Origin of the sequence: Nostoc sp. UHCC 0302 (genome assembly GCF_038096175.1) — a bacterium.
Lineage (GTDB): Bacteria > Cyanobacteriota > Cyanobacteriia > Cyanobacteriales > Nostocaceae > UHCC-0302.
In genome coordinates this window covers 3,752,501-3,771,082 of record NZ_CP151099.1, presented here as the reverse complement: position 1 = coordinate 3,771,082, position 18,582 = coordinate 3,752,501, and the positions used below count along the sequence as shown (strand labels likewise).

The 18,582-nt window shown below is 44.3% G+C and carries 12 protein-coding genes, 2 tRNA genes, 2 rRNA genes and 1 pseudogene (1 of these 17 running past the window's edge); 10 read left to right on the top strand and 7 right to left on the bottom strand.

All coding sequences use genetic code 11. The features are described from left to right. The first annotated feature begins 244 nt into the window (after window positions 1-244). Window positions 245-2,155, top strand: a complete 1,911-nt coding sequence (gene dxs / locus WKK05_RS16340) for a 1-deoxy-D-xylulose-5-phosphate synthase (protein WP_341530653.1) — start codon at window positions 245-247, stop codon at window positions 2,153-2,155. A gap of 68 nt (window positions 2,156-2,223) precedes the next feature. Here the strand turns inward: dxs and WKK05_RS16335 are convergent, their stop codons facing one another. After that, window positions 2,224-3,618 (bottom strand): hypothetical protein, encoded by a 1,395-nt coding sequence (locus tag WKK05_RS16335; protein WP_341530652.1) that lies wholly within the window; start codon window positions 3,616-3,618, stop codon window positions 2,224-2,226. A gap of 239 nt (window positions 3,619-3,857) precedes the next feature. Here WKK05_RS16335 and mtnA point away from each other — a divergent pair, with 239 nt between their 5' ends. Continuing rightward, window positions 3,858-4,919 (top strand): S-methyl-5-thioribose-1-phosphate isomerase, encoded by a 1,062-nt coding sequence (gene mtnA / locus WKK05_RS16330; protein WP_341530651.1) that lies wholly within the window; start codon window positions 3,858-3,860, stop codon window positions 4,917-4,919. A gap of 172 nt (window positions 4,920-5,091) precedes the next feature. Here the strand turns inward: mtnA and WKK05_RS16325 are convergent, their stop codons facing one another. Next, complete coding sequence (locus WKK05_RS16325) at window positions 5,092-5,487, bottom strand: hypothetical protein (protein ID WP_341530650.1); 396 nt, start codon at window positions 5,485-5,487, stop codon at window positions 5,092-5,094. Window positions 5,488-5,873: 386 nt separating this feature from the next. Between WKK05_RS16325 and WKK05_RS16320 the strand changes: the two genes are divergently transcribed. Together WKK05_RS16320 and WKK05_RS16315 are read left to right on the top strand one after the other, a co-directional pair. Then, window positions 5,874-6,272, top strand: a complete 399-nt coding sequence (locus tag WKK05_RS16320) for a hypothetical protein (RefSeq protein WP_341530649.1) — start codon at window positions 5,874-5,876, stop codon at window positions 6,270-6,272. A gap of 473 nt (window positions 6,273-6,745) precedes the next feature. Further along, window positions 6,746-9,310 (top strand): tetratricopeptide repeat protein, encoded by a 2,565-nt coding sequence (locus WKK05_RS16315; RefSeq protein WP_341530648.1) that lies wholly within the window; start codon window positions 6,746-6,748, stop codon window positions 9,308-9,310. A 176-nt stretch (window positions 9,311-9,486) separates the two neighbouring features. Here the strand turns inward: WKK05_RS16315 and WKK05_RS16310 are convergent, their stop codons facing one another. From WKK05_RS16310 to WKK05_RS16295, 4 genes are read right to left on the bottom strand one after another with little or no spacing between them, the layout of a single operon-like run. Further along, window positions 9,487-10,602 carry an ABC transporter ATP-binding protein gene (locus WKK05_RS16310; RefSeq protein WP_341530647.1) on the bottom strand — a complete coding sequence of 372 codons (1,116 nt, stop codon included), beginning with the start codon at window positions 10,600-10,602 and terminating at the stop codon, window positions 9,487-9,489. 55 nt (window positions 10,603-10,657) lie between these two features. Further along, window positions 10,658-10,885, bottom strand: coding sequence for a type II toxin-antitoxin system HicA family toxin (locus tag WKK05_RS16305; RefSeq protein WP_341530646.1), 228 nt, complete (start codon window positions 10,883-10,885; stop codon window positions 10,658-10,660). Then, entirely contained in the window at window positions 10,885-11,103 is a 219-nt protein-coding gene (locus tag WKK05_RS16300; RefSeq protein ID WP_341530645.1) for a type II toxin-antitoxin system HicB family antitoxin, read from the bottom strand. The genes WKK05_RS16305 and WKK05_RS16300 overlap by 1 nt, the downstream gene beginning before the upstream one ends. A 25-nt stretch (window positions 11,104-11,128) precedes the next feature. Further along, window positions 11,129-11,857, bottom strand: a complete 729-nt coding sequence (locus WKK05_RS16295; RefSeq protein WP_341530644.1) for a GUN4 domain-containing protein — start codon at window positions 11,855-11,857, stop codon at window positions 11,129-11,131. Between the two features lie 328 nt (window positions 11,858-12,185). Between WKK05_RS16295 and WKK05_RS16290 the strand changes: the two genes are divergently transcribed. Together WKK05_RS16290 and WKK05_RS16285 are read left to right on the top strand one after the other, a co-directional pair. Beyond that, the gene (locus tag WKK05_RS16290) at window positions 12,186-13,610 is read left to right on the top strand and encodes an NADP-dependent isocitrate dehydrogenase (RefSeq protein ID WP_341530643.1); all 1,425 of its coding nucleotides are present in this window, start codon (window positions 12,186-12,188) and stop codon (window positions 13,608-13,610) included. A 551-nt stretch (window positions 13,611-14,161) separates the two neighbouring features. Next, window positions 14,162-14,917, top strand: a complete 756-nt coding sequence (locus WKK05_RS16285; protein WP_341530642.1) for a superoxide dismutase — start codon at window positions 14,162-14,164, stop codon at window positions 14,915-14,917. 436 nt (window positions 14,918-15,353) lie between these two features. Here WKK05_RS16285 and WKK05_RS16280 read toward each other — a convergent pair. Continuing rightward, window positions 15,354-15,521, bottom strand: a pseudogene (locus WKK05_RS16280) (nicotinate-nucleotide diphosphorylase (carboxylating)); the annotation flags it as partial. Between the two features lie 315 nt (window positions 15,522-15,836). Between WKK05_RS16280 and WKK05_RS16275 the strand changes: the two are divergent. From WKK05_RS16275 to WKK05_RS16260, 4 genes are all read left to right on the top strand, one after another. Further along, a 16S ribosomal RNA gene (locus tag WKK05_RS16275) occupies window positions 15,837-17,325 on the top strand. Window positions 17,326-17,448: 123 nt separating this feature from the next. Next, window positions 17,449-17,522, top strand: a tRNA-Ile gene (locus tag WKK05_RS16270). A gap of 89 nt (window positions 17,523-17,611) precedes the next feature. After that, a tRNA-Ala gene (locus tag WKK05_RS16265) sits at window positions 17,612-17,684 on the top strand. Between the two features lie 196 nt (window positions 17,685-17,880). After that, window positions 17,881-18,582: ribosomal RNA gene (locus WKK05_RS16260) — 23S ribosomal RNA — on the top strand; it runs 2,183 nt beyond the window's last position. The 16S and 23S rRNA genes sit together here with 2 tRNA genes alongside, the layout of an rRNA operon.

Sequence of the window (18,582 nt, the reverse complement as noted above, 5' to 3'; positions counted from 1 at the left end):
CCATGTCTCATGCCTAATTTTTAAATATTCACGGATGAAAAAGCATAATATTTGCACCGTATATCAGTATTGTCCTCATAAAAAACATGGGTAGATAACCGAAAACTTACCAAATATCAATTAAAGATTACGAAGTTATACTTTCCACTACAACTAACTTAGTATCAGTCTGATTCTGCCGATAACCCTACCGTGGGAAAATCAAAATACCAGAAGTAGAGATTAGAGAGGAAAACCCTATAATATGCATCTGAGCGAAATCACTCATCCCAATCAGTTGCACGGTTTATCTGTTCGACAACTACAACAGATTGCCCGTCAAATTCGAGACAAGCATCTTCAAACCGTAGCAGCAACTGGGGGACACCTGGGGCCAGGATTGGGTGTTGTAGAATTAACGCTAGGGCTTTACCAAACGCTGGACTTAGACCGGGATAAGGTCATCTGGGATGTAGGACACCAAGCTTATCCTCACAAATTGCTCACAGGACGCTATAGTAATTTTCACACCCTCAGACAAAAAGACGGAATTGCGGGTTATCTCAAGCGCTGTGAAAACAAGTTTGATCACTTTGGTGCAGGTCATGCTTCCACGAGTATCTCAGCGGCATTAGGCATGGCTTTAGCACGAGATTTAAAAGGAGAAAAATTTAAAGCTGTTGCTGTTATTGGCGATGGGGCGCTAACTGGGGGTATGGCTTTGGAAGCCATCAACCATGCCGGACACTTACCAAAAACTAACCTGCTGGTTGTTCTCAACGACAATGAGATGTCTATATCTCCTAACGTAGGCGCAATTCCCCGCTATCTCAATAAAATGCGCCTGAGTCCACCAGTGCAGTTTATTAAGGATAATTTTGAAGAACAGTTGAAGCAAATTCCCTTCGTCGGCGAATCTCTATCTCCAGAACTGGGACGTATCAAAGAAGGAATGAAGCGTTTAGCTGTCCCCAAGGTAGGAGCAGTTTTTGAAGAACTCGGCTTTACCTACATGGGGCCAGTAGATGGGCATAATCTAGAGGAATTGATTGCCACCTTCCAACAGGCACATCAGATAACAGGCCCAGTGCTAGTACACGTGGTAACAATGAAAGGCAAAGGCTATGAAATTGCTGAACAAGACCAAGTAGGTTATCACGCCCAAAGCCCATTTAATTTGACAACTGGCAAAGCCATTCCTTCCAGTAAACCCAAACCCCCAGCTTATGCCAAAGTGTTTTCTCACACCTTGGTAAAACTTGCCGAACAAAACCCGAAAATCATCGGGATTACTGCGGCTATGGCAACGGGGACAGGCTTAGACAAACTCCAGGCAAAACTGCCAAATCAATATATTGATGTAGGGATTGCCGAACAACACGCTGTAACTTTAGCTGCGGCATTAGCAACTGAAGGTATACGCCCCGTCGCCGCTATCTACTCTACTTTCTTGCAACGCGCCTATGACCAAATAATTCACGATGTCTGCATTCAAAACCTACCGGTATTTTTCTGCTTAGATAGGGCAGGAATTGTCGGTTCTGATGGCCCCACCCATCAAGGTATGTATGACATCGCCTATTTGCGTTGTATTCCTAACATCGTAGTGATGGCCCCGAAAGACGAAGCAGAACTCCAACGCATGATTGTGACTGGGGTTGAGCATACCAGTGGGCCGATCGCAATGCGCTATCCTCGTGGCAATGGCTACGGTGTGCCGCTGATGGAAGAAGGTTGGGAACCTCTAGAAATCGGCAAAGGAGAAATTCTCCGTAACGGCGATGATGTATTACTGGTAGGCTATGGCACAATGGTTTACCCAGCGATGCAAGTTGCAGAAATCCTCAGCGAACACGGCGTTGAGGCAACTGTGATTAATGCCCGTTTCGTCAAGCCCTTGGATACCGAGTTGATTTTGCCTTTGGCTAAGAAAATCGGGCGCGTTGTCACCCTAGAGGAAGGCTGTATTATGGGCGGCTTTGGTACTGCGATCGCCGAAGCTTTACTAGATGCAGATATTCTTGTTCCTGTCAAGCGCATCGGTGTACCAGATGTGTTAGTAGATCATGCTGAACCAAATGAATCTAAGGCTGAATTAGGTTTAACAAGTCCACAAATAGCAGATAGAGTGTTGCAAGCTTTCTTTCAGAAGCAACCATCTGTGTTGTCTAGTTAATTCTGAGTCAGGTTAGTCTTATGAAAATAATCCCAAAAACTGGGGTTATTTTCATAGAAACTTGCATCTTACTCTTGCATTCCTGCATACAACAGCCGTATAAATAAGCGGACACCATCATCATTCTTGAGAGTTGAATATGAGGGAGCTTGACTGTGGCCGATCGCTCGCAAATCAGATAATAGTTCTGGGTGGAACTGGCAAGTAAAAGAACGGCGAATTTTCTTGGTTTCAAAGTCTTTGTAGTTAATACAGGTAGCCGAACATTCTGTAACTATTTCACCTTCAACCGCTGTTGAGCAAAGAATTTCCACTGAATCAGGCAGTTGTATCAGCCATGACAAAGGGCTGCTAGCAATGATATGTCGGTAAGGAACAATGGCGTCATGGATACTACGGTAAGCCCAGTTAGCAAAAAGTATTGCTTCTTCGTTGACTTCATCGGAGTGGAACATCGAAATCGACACTTCTCGCTCATATTGAATCGTCGTATCTATTACACCTTCATGAGTATCTGCTGTCACATCATGGGCATAGATAATTTCCCAAGGGATACCTAAAGCATCGCCATCGGGAGATTGATAAGGTAATAAGAGACGAGCGCCAACTTCTTTGGTTTCGTTAAGCGCAACAGCAAAATGGGGATCATTCCAGCTAGTAGCAACGTTGCGCCCGTCACGCTTTTTCACTTGCAGCGTCTGTCCCATAGCTTCAATACGCAGACATGATTCTTGCAGTGATTTGAGCGCTTTACCATCCTTATCGCGTTCCAGGAATGTCACATTTAGCACTTGTTCAACTGCACGCCGGATGAGCCGTACATGACATTCTGCCGCTAGTTGATGACCAAGACAAATGAATATTGCTGGCGCACTAGTGGGCGATCGCGAGATCAGCAATTTTTCTACTAATGCAAACATATCTTCTCGCGGGCAGGCCGGATATGTCCATCCAGATGGATCATACACTGATGGATTGCCGCCTTCCACTACCACCGCATAACCAGAGGTAATTGCTGGAACGACTAAATCCAAATCTATGACTCCGGTTGACCAAACAGGCAGCAAGATGGAGTCCATATCGGCAACTTTCTGAGCAATATAGGCTACGTTATTGGAAGCCCGAACCTCTTCACCAAGAGCGTTAGCGCCTACATGATGCCACGGTTCAATAATAGTTATAGACTTACGGAATAAATTGGGATGCAATAGCAAAAATTCCAAATCTTTCCATGAATGAATAACTTTTTCTAAAGGTTGGGCATATCCCCACTCAAAAATGCCATCAGAAGTAAATAATGATTTGTCTGCTAGTGGATCTTCAGAGGTTCTATCTACCAAAAAACGACCTAACAAAATATGTACAGATTCAAAGTCTGAGCTACCCTCATGTAAGTAGCCAGAAGTGAGTCGCCAATTTGCTGTGGTGGTTGAATAATTATGAAATTTGCTAATTACGTCCATATATTGGTTGATCTTGAGCAAGTCAGGTATTGTCGTTAAATTTTCTTAAAATTTATTATTTATTTTCTAAAATTTAAGTTGTGCCTCAAAGACAAAGCTCATATTATGTGCTTTTCAGCTACATCTTCTCTGTATTTGTTAACGTAGCGTAGCAATTAAAGAATGAGTTTTACAAGTGAAAGTACAATTTAAATTTGTAACAGCTTATTTGTACCCACTTTTATCAATTACCTCTTGTTATGACAAATTCTACAAACCAGGTTTATCCCGTTATTTGGCACAACGATTCGGTGTCACTAATTGATCAAACCCGCTTACCCAACGAGTTTGCATTTGTGGAAATACACCGCAGTGAAGATATGGCGCGGGCGATTAAAACCATGATTGTCCGGGGTGCGCCGGCAATTGGTGTGGCTGCGGCATACGGAATGTATCTTGGGGCGAGAGAAATTGAGACAAGCGATCGCCACGACTTCTTAAACCGCTTAGATAAAGTAGCACAGTTATTACGTTCAACTCGTCCGACAGCGGTAAATTTGTTTTGGGCAATTAGCCGGATGATGAAAACCGCTTATGAAACTTTGGGGACAGTAGAAGAAATCAAACAAATCCTCTTACAAACAGCCCAAGCGATTAATACTGAAGATTTGCAAACTTGTCAAGCGATTGGTGACAATGGTTTAGCAGTCTTGCCCACCACTCCAAAAAAACTGACGCTGCTTACTCACTGCAATGCTGGGGCGCTAGCTACTGCTGGTTACGGTACAGCCTTGGGTGTTGTACGTTCTGCTTGGAGAGAAGGACGTTTAGAACGGTTATTTGCCGATGAAACCCGTCCTCGCTTGCAAGGTGCAAAACTCACGACTTGGGAATGTGTTCAAGAAGGTATTCCAGTCACCTTAATTACTGATAACATGGCAGCCCATTGTATGAAACAGGGTTTGATTCATGCTGTAGTTGTGGGTGCTGATCGAATTGCTGCCAATGGAGACACAGCTAATAAAATTGGTACTTATAGTTTAGCGATCGTAGCCAAAGCTCATAATATACCTTTCTTCGTCGCTGCTCCTCTTTCTACAATTGATTTTGAATTATCTGATGGTAACAAAATTCCAATTGAGGAGCGTAATCCAGAAGAAATCTACCAAGTTGGCGACACCATTCTTACACCTGAAGGTGTGGATTTCTACAACCCAGCTTTTGATGTGACGCCAGCAGAGTTGATTACAGCCATAATTACAGAAAATGCAGCGGTTGCACCTAGTGAGTTAAGAAAATCACAGGTAAAGCAAATGGTGTAAACTGACCTGTAATATTAAAGCCGTATGTAATTACAGTCTTGGCGTATTCCGCTCTTATTCAACAAAAAAGCGGGACTCCCCCATCCTCGCGTAGCAGGTGGGGTAGGGACACGGCAATGCGTGTCCCTACAAGTATCTGTATTTATTTGTGCAACTTTCAATAGTAATAAAATTATGGGGTTTTAGGGTTATTACTTGATAATTCTTCTTTGCTTACTTGTGAACGACCAGCTGAGATTTTGCGGTTGCGATCGCTTTTACGAACAGCACCTGCCATTTCATATTCCCGGCTGTCTTTGCCGTATTTAAAAGCAACTCCAATGAGCATTTTCTCAGTCAGGTCTTTTAAAGCTTTGTCCAATTCTTCCATTTCGGTTCTAGAAGAGTCAATTACAGATATAGCAGTATTATAAGCATCTATTTTGCTACGATACTGCTCAATTAATTGAGTCATGTTTTGCAAGTTACGACTATCTCCAAAATCCATTTTAGGGTCAATTGCTCTGAGTCCGGATGCTCTCAAGTGAGCTTTTTCTAAAACGCGATATGTACGTTTTTTAAGAGGCATAATATTTTCCTTTCTTAGTGTTATAGAGCTAGTTTGCCTTACTAAAGCTGAAATTTAGTTCAGTAAAATCCTCATAAATTAGTTTTGTATAAAACGATTAAATCAGTATTTCTCACAAAAAGAGTTATTGAGTTGATGTCAACGACTATTGAGTTGATGTCAACGACTATTGAGTTGATGTTAACGACTATTGAGTTGATGTCAACGGCTATTGAGTTGATGTCAACGGCTATTGAGTTGATGTCAATGACTATTGAGTTGATGTCAATGAAATTTAAAAAGCAATGTTAATTATCCAAAATCCGAAACATTTAGCTTGGTAGCGGAATTTAGAGCAAAAGTGGTGTGTTAATAAGTAAATAAGATACAAATAGTCAAAGTAGCACATGGAACCTTTAACTACTGCGGCGGTCACTATTGTCACTGTACTTGCCACCAAAGCCTTAGAAAAAACAGGCGAAAATATAGGTGATGCTTTATGGAATAAGATTAGCAAGTTTCTCGTCATACTCAAAAAGCAGTCTCCCCACACTGTAGCTGCTATAGAAAAAGCGCCAGAACAACCGCTTGATTATGGCAAAGCTGTACTTGAGGTAGAATCTGCGGCTAAAGCTAATCCTGAAGTAGCTCAAGCTGTACAGGAATTAGCCGCAGCAGCCAAAGCCGAACCAAATCCCAAATTTACAGAAATTCTAGCTATGCCTAACCTGGAAAAATTTGCAGACAAAATTGGTCAAGTTGTCATGCCAGGTGGGACAGGAAATATTCAGAATCAATCTTTTTAAATTATCAAAACTTACGCACTCAGATCCCCCAACCCCCTTAAAAAGGGGGCTTTAGAATTCCCCCCTTTTTAAGCTACGGTGTACACAAAAGTCAGATCCAGTTTTATCCCAATACGGTGCGCTTGGGATGAGCGAGAAAGCCCTCATGTAGAGACGCGATTTATCGCGTCTAAAAAACTGACACATTAGAGAGACGCGATAAATCGCCGTCTCTACAGAGAATATACTCGTCAATTATTCCTTCACAGGCTACTATTTCCGACTTGTGTGTACACCGTAGCCCCTTTTTAAGGGGGGATCTAGGTTTCAGGCTTCAGTGCGTAAGTCCTAATTATCAGCAATTATCGTGTAACCTAACCCCCAGCCCCTTCCCTACAAGGGAAGGGGAGTAAGATTCAAAGCCTCTCTCCGTTTCGGAGAGAGGTTTGGAGAGAGGTCTTTCAGTTCTCATAAACAGCAAAATTAAACTAACTATGCCTGAAGACTCTGGCAAGTTCGCTGACAAAGTTGGCGCTTTCGCCGCCCCTGGTTCTCAAGTTAACATTGGCACTCAAATTATTGAGGGGCAGAAACAGTTAACTCCCACAAAATCTATCCCTTATCGCGGTTCCGTCCATTTCGTCGGGCGAGAAACCGAACTGGCAATGTTGCATCAAGACTTGCAGCGAGGAGATTATGTAGCAATAGTGGGAATGCCAGGCGTGGGCAAAACTGAATTAGCTACTCAATACGCCAGACAATATCAAGAAAGTTATGGGGGAATTGCTTGGTTCAACGATAGAGAAACAAATCTCGCCGCTGAAGTTTTAAAGTTTTTCCTCAAATATGGTTTTGAGATTCCCCAAGAATTAGGAGGAAGACTTTTAAGCCTTAAAGAACAAGTCGCTTGGTGTTGGTCTAGATATCCTGACTCTCCCTTACCCATTTTAATTGTCTTCGATGACGTAACTGACCTAGCCAACCTCCACGAAGTCGTTCCCAGCGAAAACCGCTTCCGAGTCCTGGTGACTACTAGAGAGCGGCATTTAGACCCGAATTTTATTCAAGAGATTCCCTTAGATGTTCTCTCGCCAGAAAAAGAACCAGGAAAAGCATTAGAACTGTTAAAACAACTGTTGGGGGACAAAGACAAGCGAGTTGAAAACCAACCACAAGTAGCAACTGCAATATGTGAATGTCTAGAATATTTGCCCTTGGGCATAGAGTTAGTGGGAGGCTTTTTAAAAGGAGAGCCAAATCTATCTCTCGACACGATGTTTAGACGATTACAAGAACGCAAATTAGCTGAAGAATCTCTACAGCGAGAGAAAACCATTGGTCAATCGCAACTAGGAGTTAAAGCCGCTTTTGCCTTAACTTGGTCAGAACTCGACCCACTGGCACAACAACTAGGAAGATTTTTGAGTTTATTTTCTCCCCAACTTATTCTTTGGGATTTGGTTTTGTGGGTAGCGACAGGTGGAGGGGAAAAAGATGAGGAAGGTGAAGAAAAGAATCAGCAAGAAGAAAGACGGTTAACTTGGTCAGACGATGAACTAAACGAGGCTAAAAAGCAACTTTACAAGCGCAACTTGCTGCAACTGGTAGAAGAAAGAGAAGGATATTATAAAATTCATGCCTTAGTGCGGTGGTTTTTGCAAGAGCAGTTAGCAGCCTCTGGCGAGATGCAATCAGTTTTGGAAACAACCTTCGCTATTGCCATGATAGCCAAAGCTAAAATACTTCCCGATTCACCCACCTCTGAGCATATTAAAGGTGTTAGGGATATTATTCCTCATCTCGAAGACCTGGGAAAACGTTTAATTGCAGAGGTCAAGGAAGCAAAAGAGGCACAGATAATTTCTCTAGCATCAGTCCCCAACAATCAAGTAATCTGGGTATTTGTGGGGATAAAAAGATTTTACAAAGGACAAGGATTATATAAATTAGCAGAACCTTGGGGTGAAGAATGTGTAAATATTTACCAAACTTTATTTACAGGCGACCATCCCGATGTCGCTACTAGCTTGAATAATTTAGCTGCACTCTACGATAGCCAAGGGCGGTACAGCGAAGCCGAACTTCTTTTCATCCAAGCCTTGGAGATGACACAGCGCCTGTTTGCTGGCGACCATCCCAATGTCGCTACTAGCTTGAATAATTTAGCTGCACTCTACAAAAGCCAAGGGCGGTACAGCGAAGCCGAACTTCTTTACACCCAAGCCTTGGAGATGACACAGTGCCTGTTTGCTAGCGACCATCCCAATGTCGCTACTAGCTTGAATAATTTAGCTCTACTCTACGATAGCCAAGGGCGGTACAGCGAAGGCGAACCCCTTTTCACCCAAGCCTTGGAGATGACAAAGCGCCTGTTTGATAGCGACCATCCCAATGTCGCTACTAGCTTAAATAATTTAGCTCTACTCTACAATAGCCAAGGGCGGTACAGTGAAGCCAAACCCCTTTTCACCCAAGCCTTGGAGATGAGAAAGCGCTTGTTTGCTGGCGACCATCCCGATGTGGCTGCTAGCTTGAATAATTTAGCAGCAATCTACGATAGCCAAGGGCGGTACAGCGAAGCCGAACCCCTTTTGACCCAAGCCTTGGAGATGAGAAAGCGCCTGTTTGCTGGCGACCATCCCAATGTCTCTACTAGCTTGAATAATTTAGCTGCACTCTACAAAAGCCAAGGGCGGTACAGCGAAGCCGAACTTCTTTACACCCAAGCCTTGAAGATGTATGAGCGCCTGTTTGCTGGCGACCATCCCAATGTCGCTACTAGCTTGAATAATTTAGCTGAGCTCTACTATAGCCAAGGGCGGTACAGCGAAGCCGAACCCCTTTACACCGAAGCCTTGGAGATGTGCCAACGGGTGTTAGGGGTTAATCACCCTTTGACAGTGACAGTTCGAGAAAATCTGATAATTCTACAACAGCAGTTAACTCCCTGTGCCATTTGGAAACGTCGATTAGGTCAGTTTGTGCAAATATTAAAGGCGATATTAGTTCTACCGTTTTATCTACTGTGGCAATTAGTCAAAAAATTAATTCGTAATTAAAACACTGGGTTCAGGCAATAGACTTGACCTAAACGCCTACGGGCTTCCTGTTTAATAGCTTCAATAAACAAGATTGCGCGTAGACACAAGGTGTCTTGCCGTTAGGCATCGCTTTTCTCTGATCAACAACAAAGGTGCGATCGCCTATAATGGGGTTGTATTGGTGTCAGCATACTTTAGTCAAGTGGAAAGATTTTGTCTCCAGTGTTGGGGTCAAATACAAATAATTGATTTAAATCGAGTTCTAGAGAAAGGCGATCGCCTGGATGCAAACGCACACCTCCACCCACTTGCACATTCAATAACACCTGAGAATTTGCTAAACTTGCACGAATTAAAGTTTCTCTCCCCAAAGGTTCTATTACTTTAACTTCTACAACTAGCTGACTTTGATTTTCTTCTTGGAGTTCTTGGTTTGTTGGTGGTTCATTAATATAAATATACTCTGGTCTAATCCCTAAATCAAAACGTTGTCCTTGACGCAAGCGTAAATGTTCCCGCACATTTGCTGGAATTGCTAATAACTGCCCGCTGACATCAAAAGCATTATCCTGATAGATTGCAGGCAAAATATTCATTGGTGGACTACCTAAAAAAGTCGCCACCATCCGATTAGCAGGACGTGCATAAATTGTCTGTGGGTCACCAATTTGTTGAATTCGCCCGCGATTTAGCACCACAATCTTATCAGCCAAAGTCATTGCTTCAACTTGATCGTGAGTGACATAAATAGTTGTAATACCCAATTCTTGATGTAACTGTTTTAATTCTGCTCTGGTATCGTCTCGTAATTGGGCATCTAAATTAGACAGAGGTTCATCAAGTAAAAACACTTGTGGTTCGCGGGCGATCGCTCTTCCTAATGCTACCCGTTGTTGTTGCCCGCCTGAAAGTTGTTTGGGTTTACGATCTAAGAGGTGTTCTAGAGATAGCGATCGCGCTACATTCACTACTCGGTCTTGAATGATTTTCGAGTCAACTTTTCGCATTTGCAACCCAAAAGCGATGTTTTGCGCCACCGTCATGTGAGGATAGAGAGCGTAGTTCTGGAACACCATCGCTACATCCCGTTGTCTGGCTGGGATATTGTTCACCAAGCGATCGCCAATAAAGAGTTTGCCAGATGTGGCAGTTTCTAAACCTGCGATCGTTCGCAAAATTGTAGATTTACCACACCCTGATGGCCCAACAAAAACCCAAAATTCTCCATCGGGAATTTCAAAGGTAATGTCTTCGATAGCGGTGACATTGTTAAATCTACGTTTAATTTCTTCTAAACGAACTTTTGCCATTATCCAATTTGAGATTTTAAAGAAAGCGATCGCTGGGGAAACTCCCCTAATACTCTCATTCCAGCAATGCTAGAAACTCCTCTCTTGTCAGTTCAGCATCGTGTAGTATCTTGCGTAGTAACCCTCTACCAATTGTTTTCCCAGCATGAACAGGAATAGTTACTAAGCGTCCATCTTCATGTCCCATTTGCACATGACTACCTTTTGGAAGCACAGCTTGAAATCTTTCTTTTTCAAAAGCATTAATAACTGCTTTTCCTGTCAAACTTGGTAATTTTGGCATTAAATTACTACCTTTTGAATACCGACGAATTCTGGGAGTTCTTCCTCATTGTCTATTTCTAAACAAAGTTCAATTACTTCCTTAATATTCGTCATCAATTCATCAATTGTTTCTCCTTGGCTATAACAGGCTTTCAACTGAGGAACTTCTCCGACATAGTAGCCATCTTCATCTCGTTCAATAATTACGTAAAATTCTCGTTTGGTGGCATTTGTCATAATTTACCTTTACTGAGACTCACAATCACTTTTCTAGATTTTTAGACCAAGCAGGATGAGAAAATAACGAGGCAATTACTCGTACTCCTCGCAGTTGGTTGGAAAGAGGTAAATGTCCTCTGGGGGCGCTGAGATCCCATTTAAATTCATTGGGATATCGCGTCCAATTATTGCCACTTTTCCAGCCAATTTTGGCCCAGAAATTGTCCCAGTTTTTACCCAAACTCAACCAGATTTCACGTTGTACTGAAAAACCAAACTTACCTTCGGAATGAACTAACCACAGGTTGTTAATGGTTTGCAAGTCAACAGTAGGGAAATTTTCTACTTCCGTAAAATACAACCATTTTCTTTGCAAAGCCATTGGCCCTGCTACTTCGCACATTTTCTGTATAGTCATGCGATCGGCTGCTTGGAAGTCTTGGAGTGCTAATAGCTGTTGCAAAGGATTGTAATTAATCCCGCACTCTGATTTTAGAGGTACAATTCCTTCAGGAAAATTAGTTTGTAGGAACTCTTTGGCTGTAGGTGTATCAGAATTGTAGAGGGCTTGGTAGGCTTTGCCATCCACCCAAGTCGCTGGGTTGTTGCAACGTTTCAGTAAAAATTCCATCAGCACATCTAATCCTTCACTACCCAGGTCAGCCAACTGTGGGATGATTTGTTGTTGGACTTGAAGAGACCCAGCGATTAACTGGAGGCGAAAGGAGTCGATGTCATTAGCAGTGCCTGATACAATCATTGGGTCTGTCATGCCATTACTCGTGTTAGCGGTCAGTGAAAAGGCAATCACCCTCAAGGGCGTGCCGTAGGCGATCGGCTATCTGGCCTTCTCTAAAACGAAGTATTGATAGCGAAAAGTAGTTTACTATTTTTGATCGTACAAAATAGTGGCGTTTCACTGAATTTTAGGTGCTGTGAAATAGGGAATAGGGAATAGAGAGTAGGAAATAGGAAAGAATTCTTTGTCATTCCCAGTACCCAGCCCACAGTCCCCAGTACCAAGTCCCCAGCGATGCACTGAGCTTGTCGAAGTGTCCCCAATACCCATTATCCGCGTATTGATCAGGAGCGTGTGAAGTATGTACGACAAGATTACTCCCCCCACAACCGGAGCAAAAATCACCTTCAAAAATGGTGAACCTATTGTGCCAGATAATCCAATTATCCCCTTTATTCGGGGCGATGGCACGGGTATAGATATCTGGCCTGCTACCCAAAAAGTTCTTGATGCTGCGGTAAAAAAAGCATACAAGGGTCAGCGTCAGATTAGTTGGTTTAAGGTTTACGCTGGCGATGAAGCTTGCGATTTATACGGGACATACCAGTATTTACCCCAGGATACTTTGACAGCGATTGAACAATACGGTGTTGGCATTAAAGGCCCTTTAACTACCCCTATTGGAGGTGGTATTCGCTCTCTCAATGTGGCATTAAGGCAGATTTTTGACCTTTACGCCTGCGTGCGTCCTTGCCGCTACTATGCAGGTACGCCCTCACCGCACAAAAATCCCGAAAAACTGGATGTAATTGTTTATCGGGAAAATACAGAAGATATTTATTTGGGTATTGAGTGGCGACAAGGTAGCGAAATCGGCGATCGCTTGATTAAAATCCTCAATGAAGAACTGATTCCTGCCACCCCAGAACATGGTAAAAAGCGAATCCCCCTTGACTCTGGCATTGGTATCAAACCAATCAGTAAAAGTGGTTCCCAGCGCCTAGTCCGGCGTGCTATCAAACACGCGCTGCAACTACCCAAAAATAAGCAGCAGGTAACTTTGGTGCATAAGGGCAACATTATGAAGTACACCGAAGGCGCTTTCCGTGATTGGGGATATGAACTGGCAACTAGCGAATTTCGCCAAGAAACTGTCACCGAACGAGAATCTTGGATTTTGAGCAACAAGGAGAAGAATCCTAATATTTCCTTGGAAGAAAATGCCCGCCAGATTGATCCAGGGTTTGATGCCCTCACCGCAGACAAAAAAGCGCAAATTATCAAGGAGGTCGAAAGCGTTCTTAACACCATTTGGGAAACCCACGGTAATGGCAAATGGAAAGATAAAATTTTGGTGAATGACCGGATTGCTGACAGTATTTTTCAACAAATCCAAACCAGACCTGATGAGTATTCGATTCTGGCGACGATGAATTTGAACGGCGATTACTTATCAGATGCAGCAGCAGCAATTGTTGGTGGATTAGGCATGGGCCCAGGAGCAAATATTGGTGATGCCTGTGCCATATTTGAAGCTACTCACGGCACTGCACCCAAACACGCGGGGTTAGACAAAATTAATCCTGGTTCCGTGATTTTGTCTGGTGTGATGATGCTGGAGTTTCTGGGTTGGCAAGAAGCCGCAGACTTAGTTAAGAAAGGTTTAGGAGATGCGATCGCCAACGGTCAAGTTACCTACGATTTAGCGCGGTTACTAGAACCGCCTGTAAAACCTCTCAAGTGTTCTGAATTTGCCGAAGCGATAATTCAGCATTTTGGAGAGTAGGGCATAGCGCACTTATACTGACTTGTGCCGAGGGGAGCCGAGGTAGCTTTGTCGAAGTATAGGGCATGGGGACTAGGAAAGAGGAAAAAAGGTTAAAGGGCAACTGTATATTTTTTCCTTTTTCAATGCTCAATGACGGCAGTTGCTCTACTTGGAGAGAAGTCAGAACGGAGGCTACCCTTCTCCTGACGAAGATGCTATGCGAACGGGAACGCCAAAGGCGAATCTCCGTAGACGCGCTAGTGGTGAGTCAGAGAAAGTTCGCCTTGGTCTTTGCTAGGAGAAGGAGGGTTTCCCTCCGTAGGGGACTGCGTTATCGCAGCGGTAGCGACGCTCTTGAGCGTCACCCGAAGAGCTTGCCGCAGGCTCGGGGTAAACTCCTTCTCTACAAGACATTCCGCGTTTGCCTAGCGTCTTTAATAGGAGAAGGCGCTAGCCTCTAACACAGGGAGAAGACCGGACTACCTCCCCCATGCCCAATTTTTTGTAGTCAGAATCTAAGAAAATAAAAACTACAAACGAATTGAATTGGATTCACGGCAAAAAATTTTATGACTATTAATAGACGCCATTTTTTGTTCTTACTCTCAGCAGGTACAGGCGCTTTCGCATTGGAGGCTTGTGCATTGGCAGAGAAATCTTCTAGCGGGAACCAAGCAACTCCCAGCCCAACAGCAAGTACAACAGGGGCTATTAAATTACCGCCTTTACCTTACGCTTACGATGCACTCGAACCACACATAGATGCTAAAACGATGCAGTTTCACCATGATAAGCACCATGCAACTTATGTGAAAAATCTAAATACAGCCTTAGACAAACACCCAGAACTCAAAAATAAAACTATTGAAGAACTTTTGCGAAATCTTAACACTGTACCGGAAGATATTCGTACAACATTTCGCAACAATGGCGGTGGACACGTCAATCATTCACTTTTCTGGGCAATTATGAAGCCCAAAGGTGGAGGAGAACCTACAGGGGCGATCGCATCAGCGATTAATCAAAATTTTGGTAGTTTTGCAGCTTTCAAAAAACAGTTCAATGAGGCTGGAGCTAGTCGTTTTGGTAGTGGTTGGGTTTGGCTGGTTCGTAACAAAGATGGCAAATTAGAGGTAACAACTACAGCTAACCAAGACAGCCCTATAAGTGAAGGCAAGTATCCAATTCTAGGCAATGATGTCTGGGAACACGCGTATTATCTTAACTACCAGAATCGCCGTCCTGATTACTTAGAAGCTTGGTGGAACGTGGTTAACTGGGATGAAATTAACAAGAGATTTGCCGCAGCTAGCAAATTTGTCTGATACCAATTCTGATACCAATATTGGATATTAGATTAAAAGCCTTGAGTGAAGGAGATAGTATATTCGCCATTCTTTTCCTCCAGCTTTCAGTTCCCAGCCTCTATTTTCCACCAAAAGCTATTTTTGGCTAATTTCGTTGGAGGAGTAGCTGATAACGGTAAACCAATCACTTTCCCCACAAATCGTCTCAGTTAAGGGAAAAGTGATTGGCAGCAATCACCCTGAATCCAAACCTGTGTTCAACATGGTATGTGGAACAATCAGAGGCGAAAACCTGAATCACTAGTGTGTACTGAACTCACAAGGTTTTCTACACTAGTGAGTGCTTCTACCCATTTATAAGATTCTTTCTGTTTAAAGTTGCGCTTTCGAGCTTCTTTTCGAGCTACTGCTTGCCGTTTTTCTTTCGAGGTTGGCGTTTCATCTTTTAGTAGCTAGCAATGATTCCAGGAGCTTTAGCAATCCAGAGAGCAGTGCCTGTTGTTGAATCAGGAGAAAGAAGGGAATTAGTGGTGCAATCGCCCCTTCCGATATCTTCGAGCAACCAAGCACGTAGCAGAGGGTCAAGAACGATGCTTGGGGGGAGAACAGGAGAAAAACTCACAGCAGAAAAATGTCCTTTTGGAGATTCAGGGAATAATCTAGCCTAAAAGCCTTACGCGCAGAGGATTTTAGGGGGGTGCAAAATTTGTTCCAAAAATAGATGGAAAAACAGTTGACAGTTAGAGTTGTGTTAGTTATATTGAATAAGTGCCTGAGAGACGGACGCGACAGAGCGACGCCAGTAAGGCGACCGAACCTTGAAAATATTATAGTTTGAAAGTCATAATACCACAAGTAGCCTGCGTCAATTAAATTGAAACACTAGGCTGAGGTGGAAAAAAAGTCAGCCAGAAAGAGCTAATAAAGCAAACACTTCAAAACGGAGAGTTTGATCCTGGCTCAGGATGAACGCTGGCGGTATGCTTAACACATGCAAGTCGAACGGTGTCTTCGGACACAGTGGCGGACGGGTGAGTAACGCGTGAGAATCTGGCTTCAGGTCTGGGACAACCACTGGAAACGGTGGCTAATACCGGATGTGCCGAGAGGTGAAAGGCTTGCTGCCTGAAGATGAGCTCGCGTCTGATTAGCTAGTAGGTGGGGTAAAAGCCTACCTAGGCGACGATCAGTAGCTGGTCTGAGAGGATGATCAGCCACACTGGGACTGAGACACGGCCCAGACTCCTACGGGAGGCAGCAGTGGGGAATTTTCCGCAATGGGCGAAAGCCTGACGGAGCAATACCGCGTGAGGGAGGAAGGCTCTTGGGTCGTAAACCTCTTTTCTCAGGGAAGAACACAATGACGGTACCTGAGGAATCAGCATCGGCTAACTCCGTGCCAGCAGCCGCGGTAATACGGAGGATGCAAGCGTTATCCGGAATGATTGGGCGTAAAGCGTCCGCAGGTGGCTATGTAAGTCTGCTGTTAAAGAGTGAGGCTCAACCTCATAAGAGCAGTGGAAACTACATGGCTAGAGTGCGTTCGGGGCAGAGGGAATTCCTGGTGTAGCGGTGAAATGCGTAGAGATCAGGAAGAACACCGGTGGCGAAAGCGCTCTGCTAGGCCGCAACTGACACTCATGGACGAAAGCTAGGGGAGCGAATGGGATTAGATACCCCAGTAGTCCTAGCCGTAAACGATGGATACTAGGCGTGGCTTGTATCGACCCGAGCCGTGCCGTAGCTAACGCGTTAAGTATCCCGCCTGGGGAGTACGCAGGCAACTGTGAAACTCAAAGGAATTGACGGGGGCCCGCACAAGCGGTGGAGTATGTGGTTTAATTCGATGCAACGCGAAGAACCTTACCAAGACTTGACATGTCGCGAACCTTTGTGAAAGCAGAGGGTGCCTTCGGGAGCGCGAACACAGGTGGTGCATGGCTGTCGTCAGCTCGTGTCGTGAGATGTTGGGTTAAGTCCCGCAACGAGCGCAACCCTCGTTTTTAGTTGCCAGCATTAAGTTGGGCACTCTAGAGAGACTGCCGGTGACAAACCGGAGGAAGGTGGGGATGACGTCAAGTCAGCATGCCCCTTACGTCTTGGGCTACACACGTACTACAATGCTACGGACAGAGGGCAGCAAGCATGCGAATGCAAGCAAATCCCGTAAACCGTAGCTCAGTTCAGATCGCAGGCTGCAACTCGCCTGCGTGAAGGAGGAATCGCTAGTAATTGCAGGTCAGCATACTGCAGTGAATTCGTTCCCGGGCCTTGTACACACCGCCCGTCACACCATGGAAGCTGGCAACGCCCGAAGTCATTACCCCAACTTTTCGGAGAGGGGGATGCCTAAGGCAGTGCTGGTGACTGGGGTGAAGTCGTAACAAGGTAGCCGTACCGGAAGGTGTGGCTGGATCACCTCCTTTTTAGGGAGACCTAATCCACTCAGAACTCGAAAGCATTCAGCAAATAGAGAATTGAGATGGTCATTCCTAGGTCGGTCGCAGATATTTGTGATGAACTTTCAAACTATGATTTGGTTCGGAATTGGGCTATTAGCTCAGGTGGTTAGAGCGCACCCCTGATAAGGGTGAGGTCCCTGGTTCGAGTCCAGGATGGCCCACCTGAAGCAATTAAAAATGTAAAATGTAAAATTAAAAATGAAGAAAATTCAATTTTTAATTTTTAATTTTTAATTTTTAATTCTTGAGCGGGGGTTTAGCTCAGTTGGTAGAGCGCCTGCTTTGCAAGCAGGATGTCAGCGGTTCGAGTCCGCTAACCTCCACCTGTGGCGATTGCCATTAAAAAAATCGGATAAAGTTCAGCAACATGACATTTATATCTATATATATATGATGTCAGACTGCTGGGAAATGAATCCAGCCAGAACCTTGAAAACTGCATAGTAACGCGAAAAAAGCAGGCAGACACAGACATTCAAAAGATGAACGTGTTTGCAAATGTGAAAACCAATTGTTTGTGGTCAAGCTAATAAGGGCTGACGGTGGATACCTAGGCACACAGAGGCGATGAAGGACGTGGTTACCGACGATATGCTCCGGGGAGTTGGAAGCAAACTTTGAGCCGGAGATTTCCGAATGGGGCAACCCTATATACTACCTGCTGAATATATAGGCAGGAGAGAGCCAACCCAGCGAACTGAAACATCTTAGTAGCTGGAGGAAGAGAAATCAAAAGAGATTCCCTAAGTAGTGGTGAGCGAACGGGGAAGAGCCTAAACCAGTCGGTTTACTGACTGGGGTTGTGGGACAGCAATATCGAATCTAGCGGTTAAACGAAGCAGCTAAATACTGCACCAGAGAAGGTGAAAGTCCTGTAGTTGAAAACTCAAGGATAGTAGCTGTATCCCGAGTAGCATGGGGCACGAGGAATCCCATGTGAATCCGCGAGGACCATCTCGTAAGGCTAAATACTACTGTGTGACCGATAGTGAACCAGTACCGCGAGGGAAAGGTGAAAAGAACCCCGGAAGGGGAGTGAAATAGAACATGAAACCGTCAGCTTACAAGCAGTGGGAGGACGATTTAACGTCTGACCGCGTGCCTGTTGAAGAATGAGCCGGCGACTTATAGGCACTGGTAGGTTAAAGCGAGAATGCTGGAGCCAAAGGGAAACCGAGTCTGAATAGGGCGATAATCAGTGTTTATAGACCCGAACCCTGG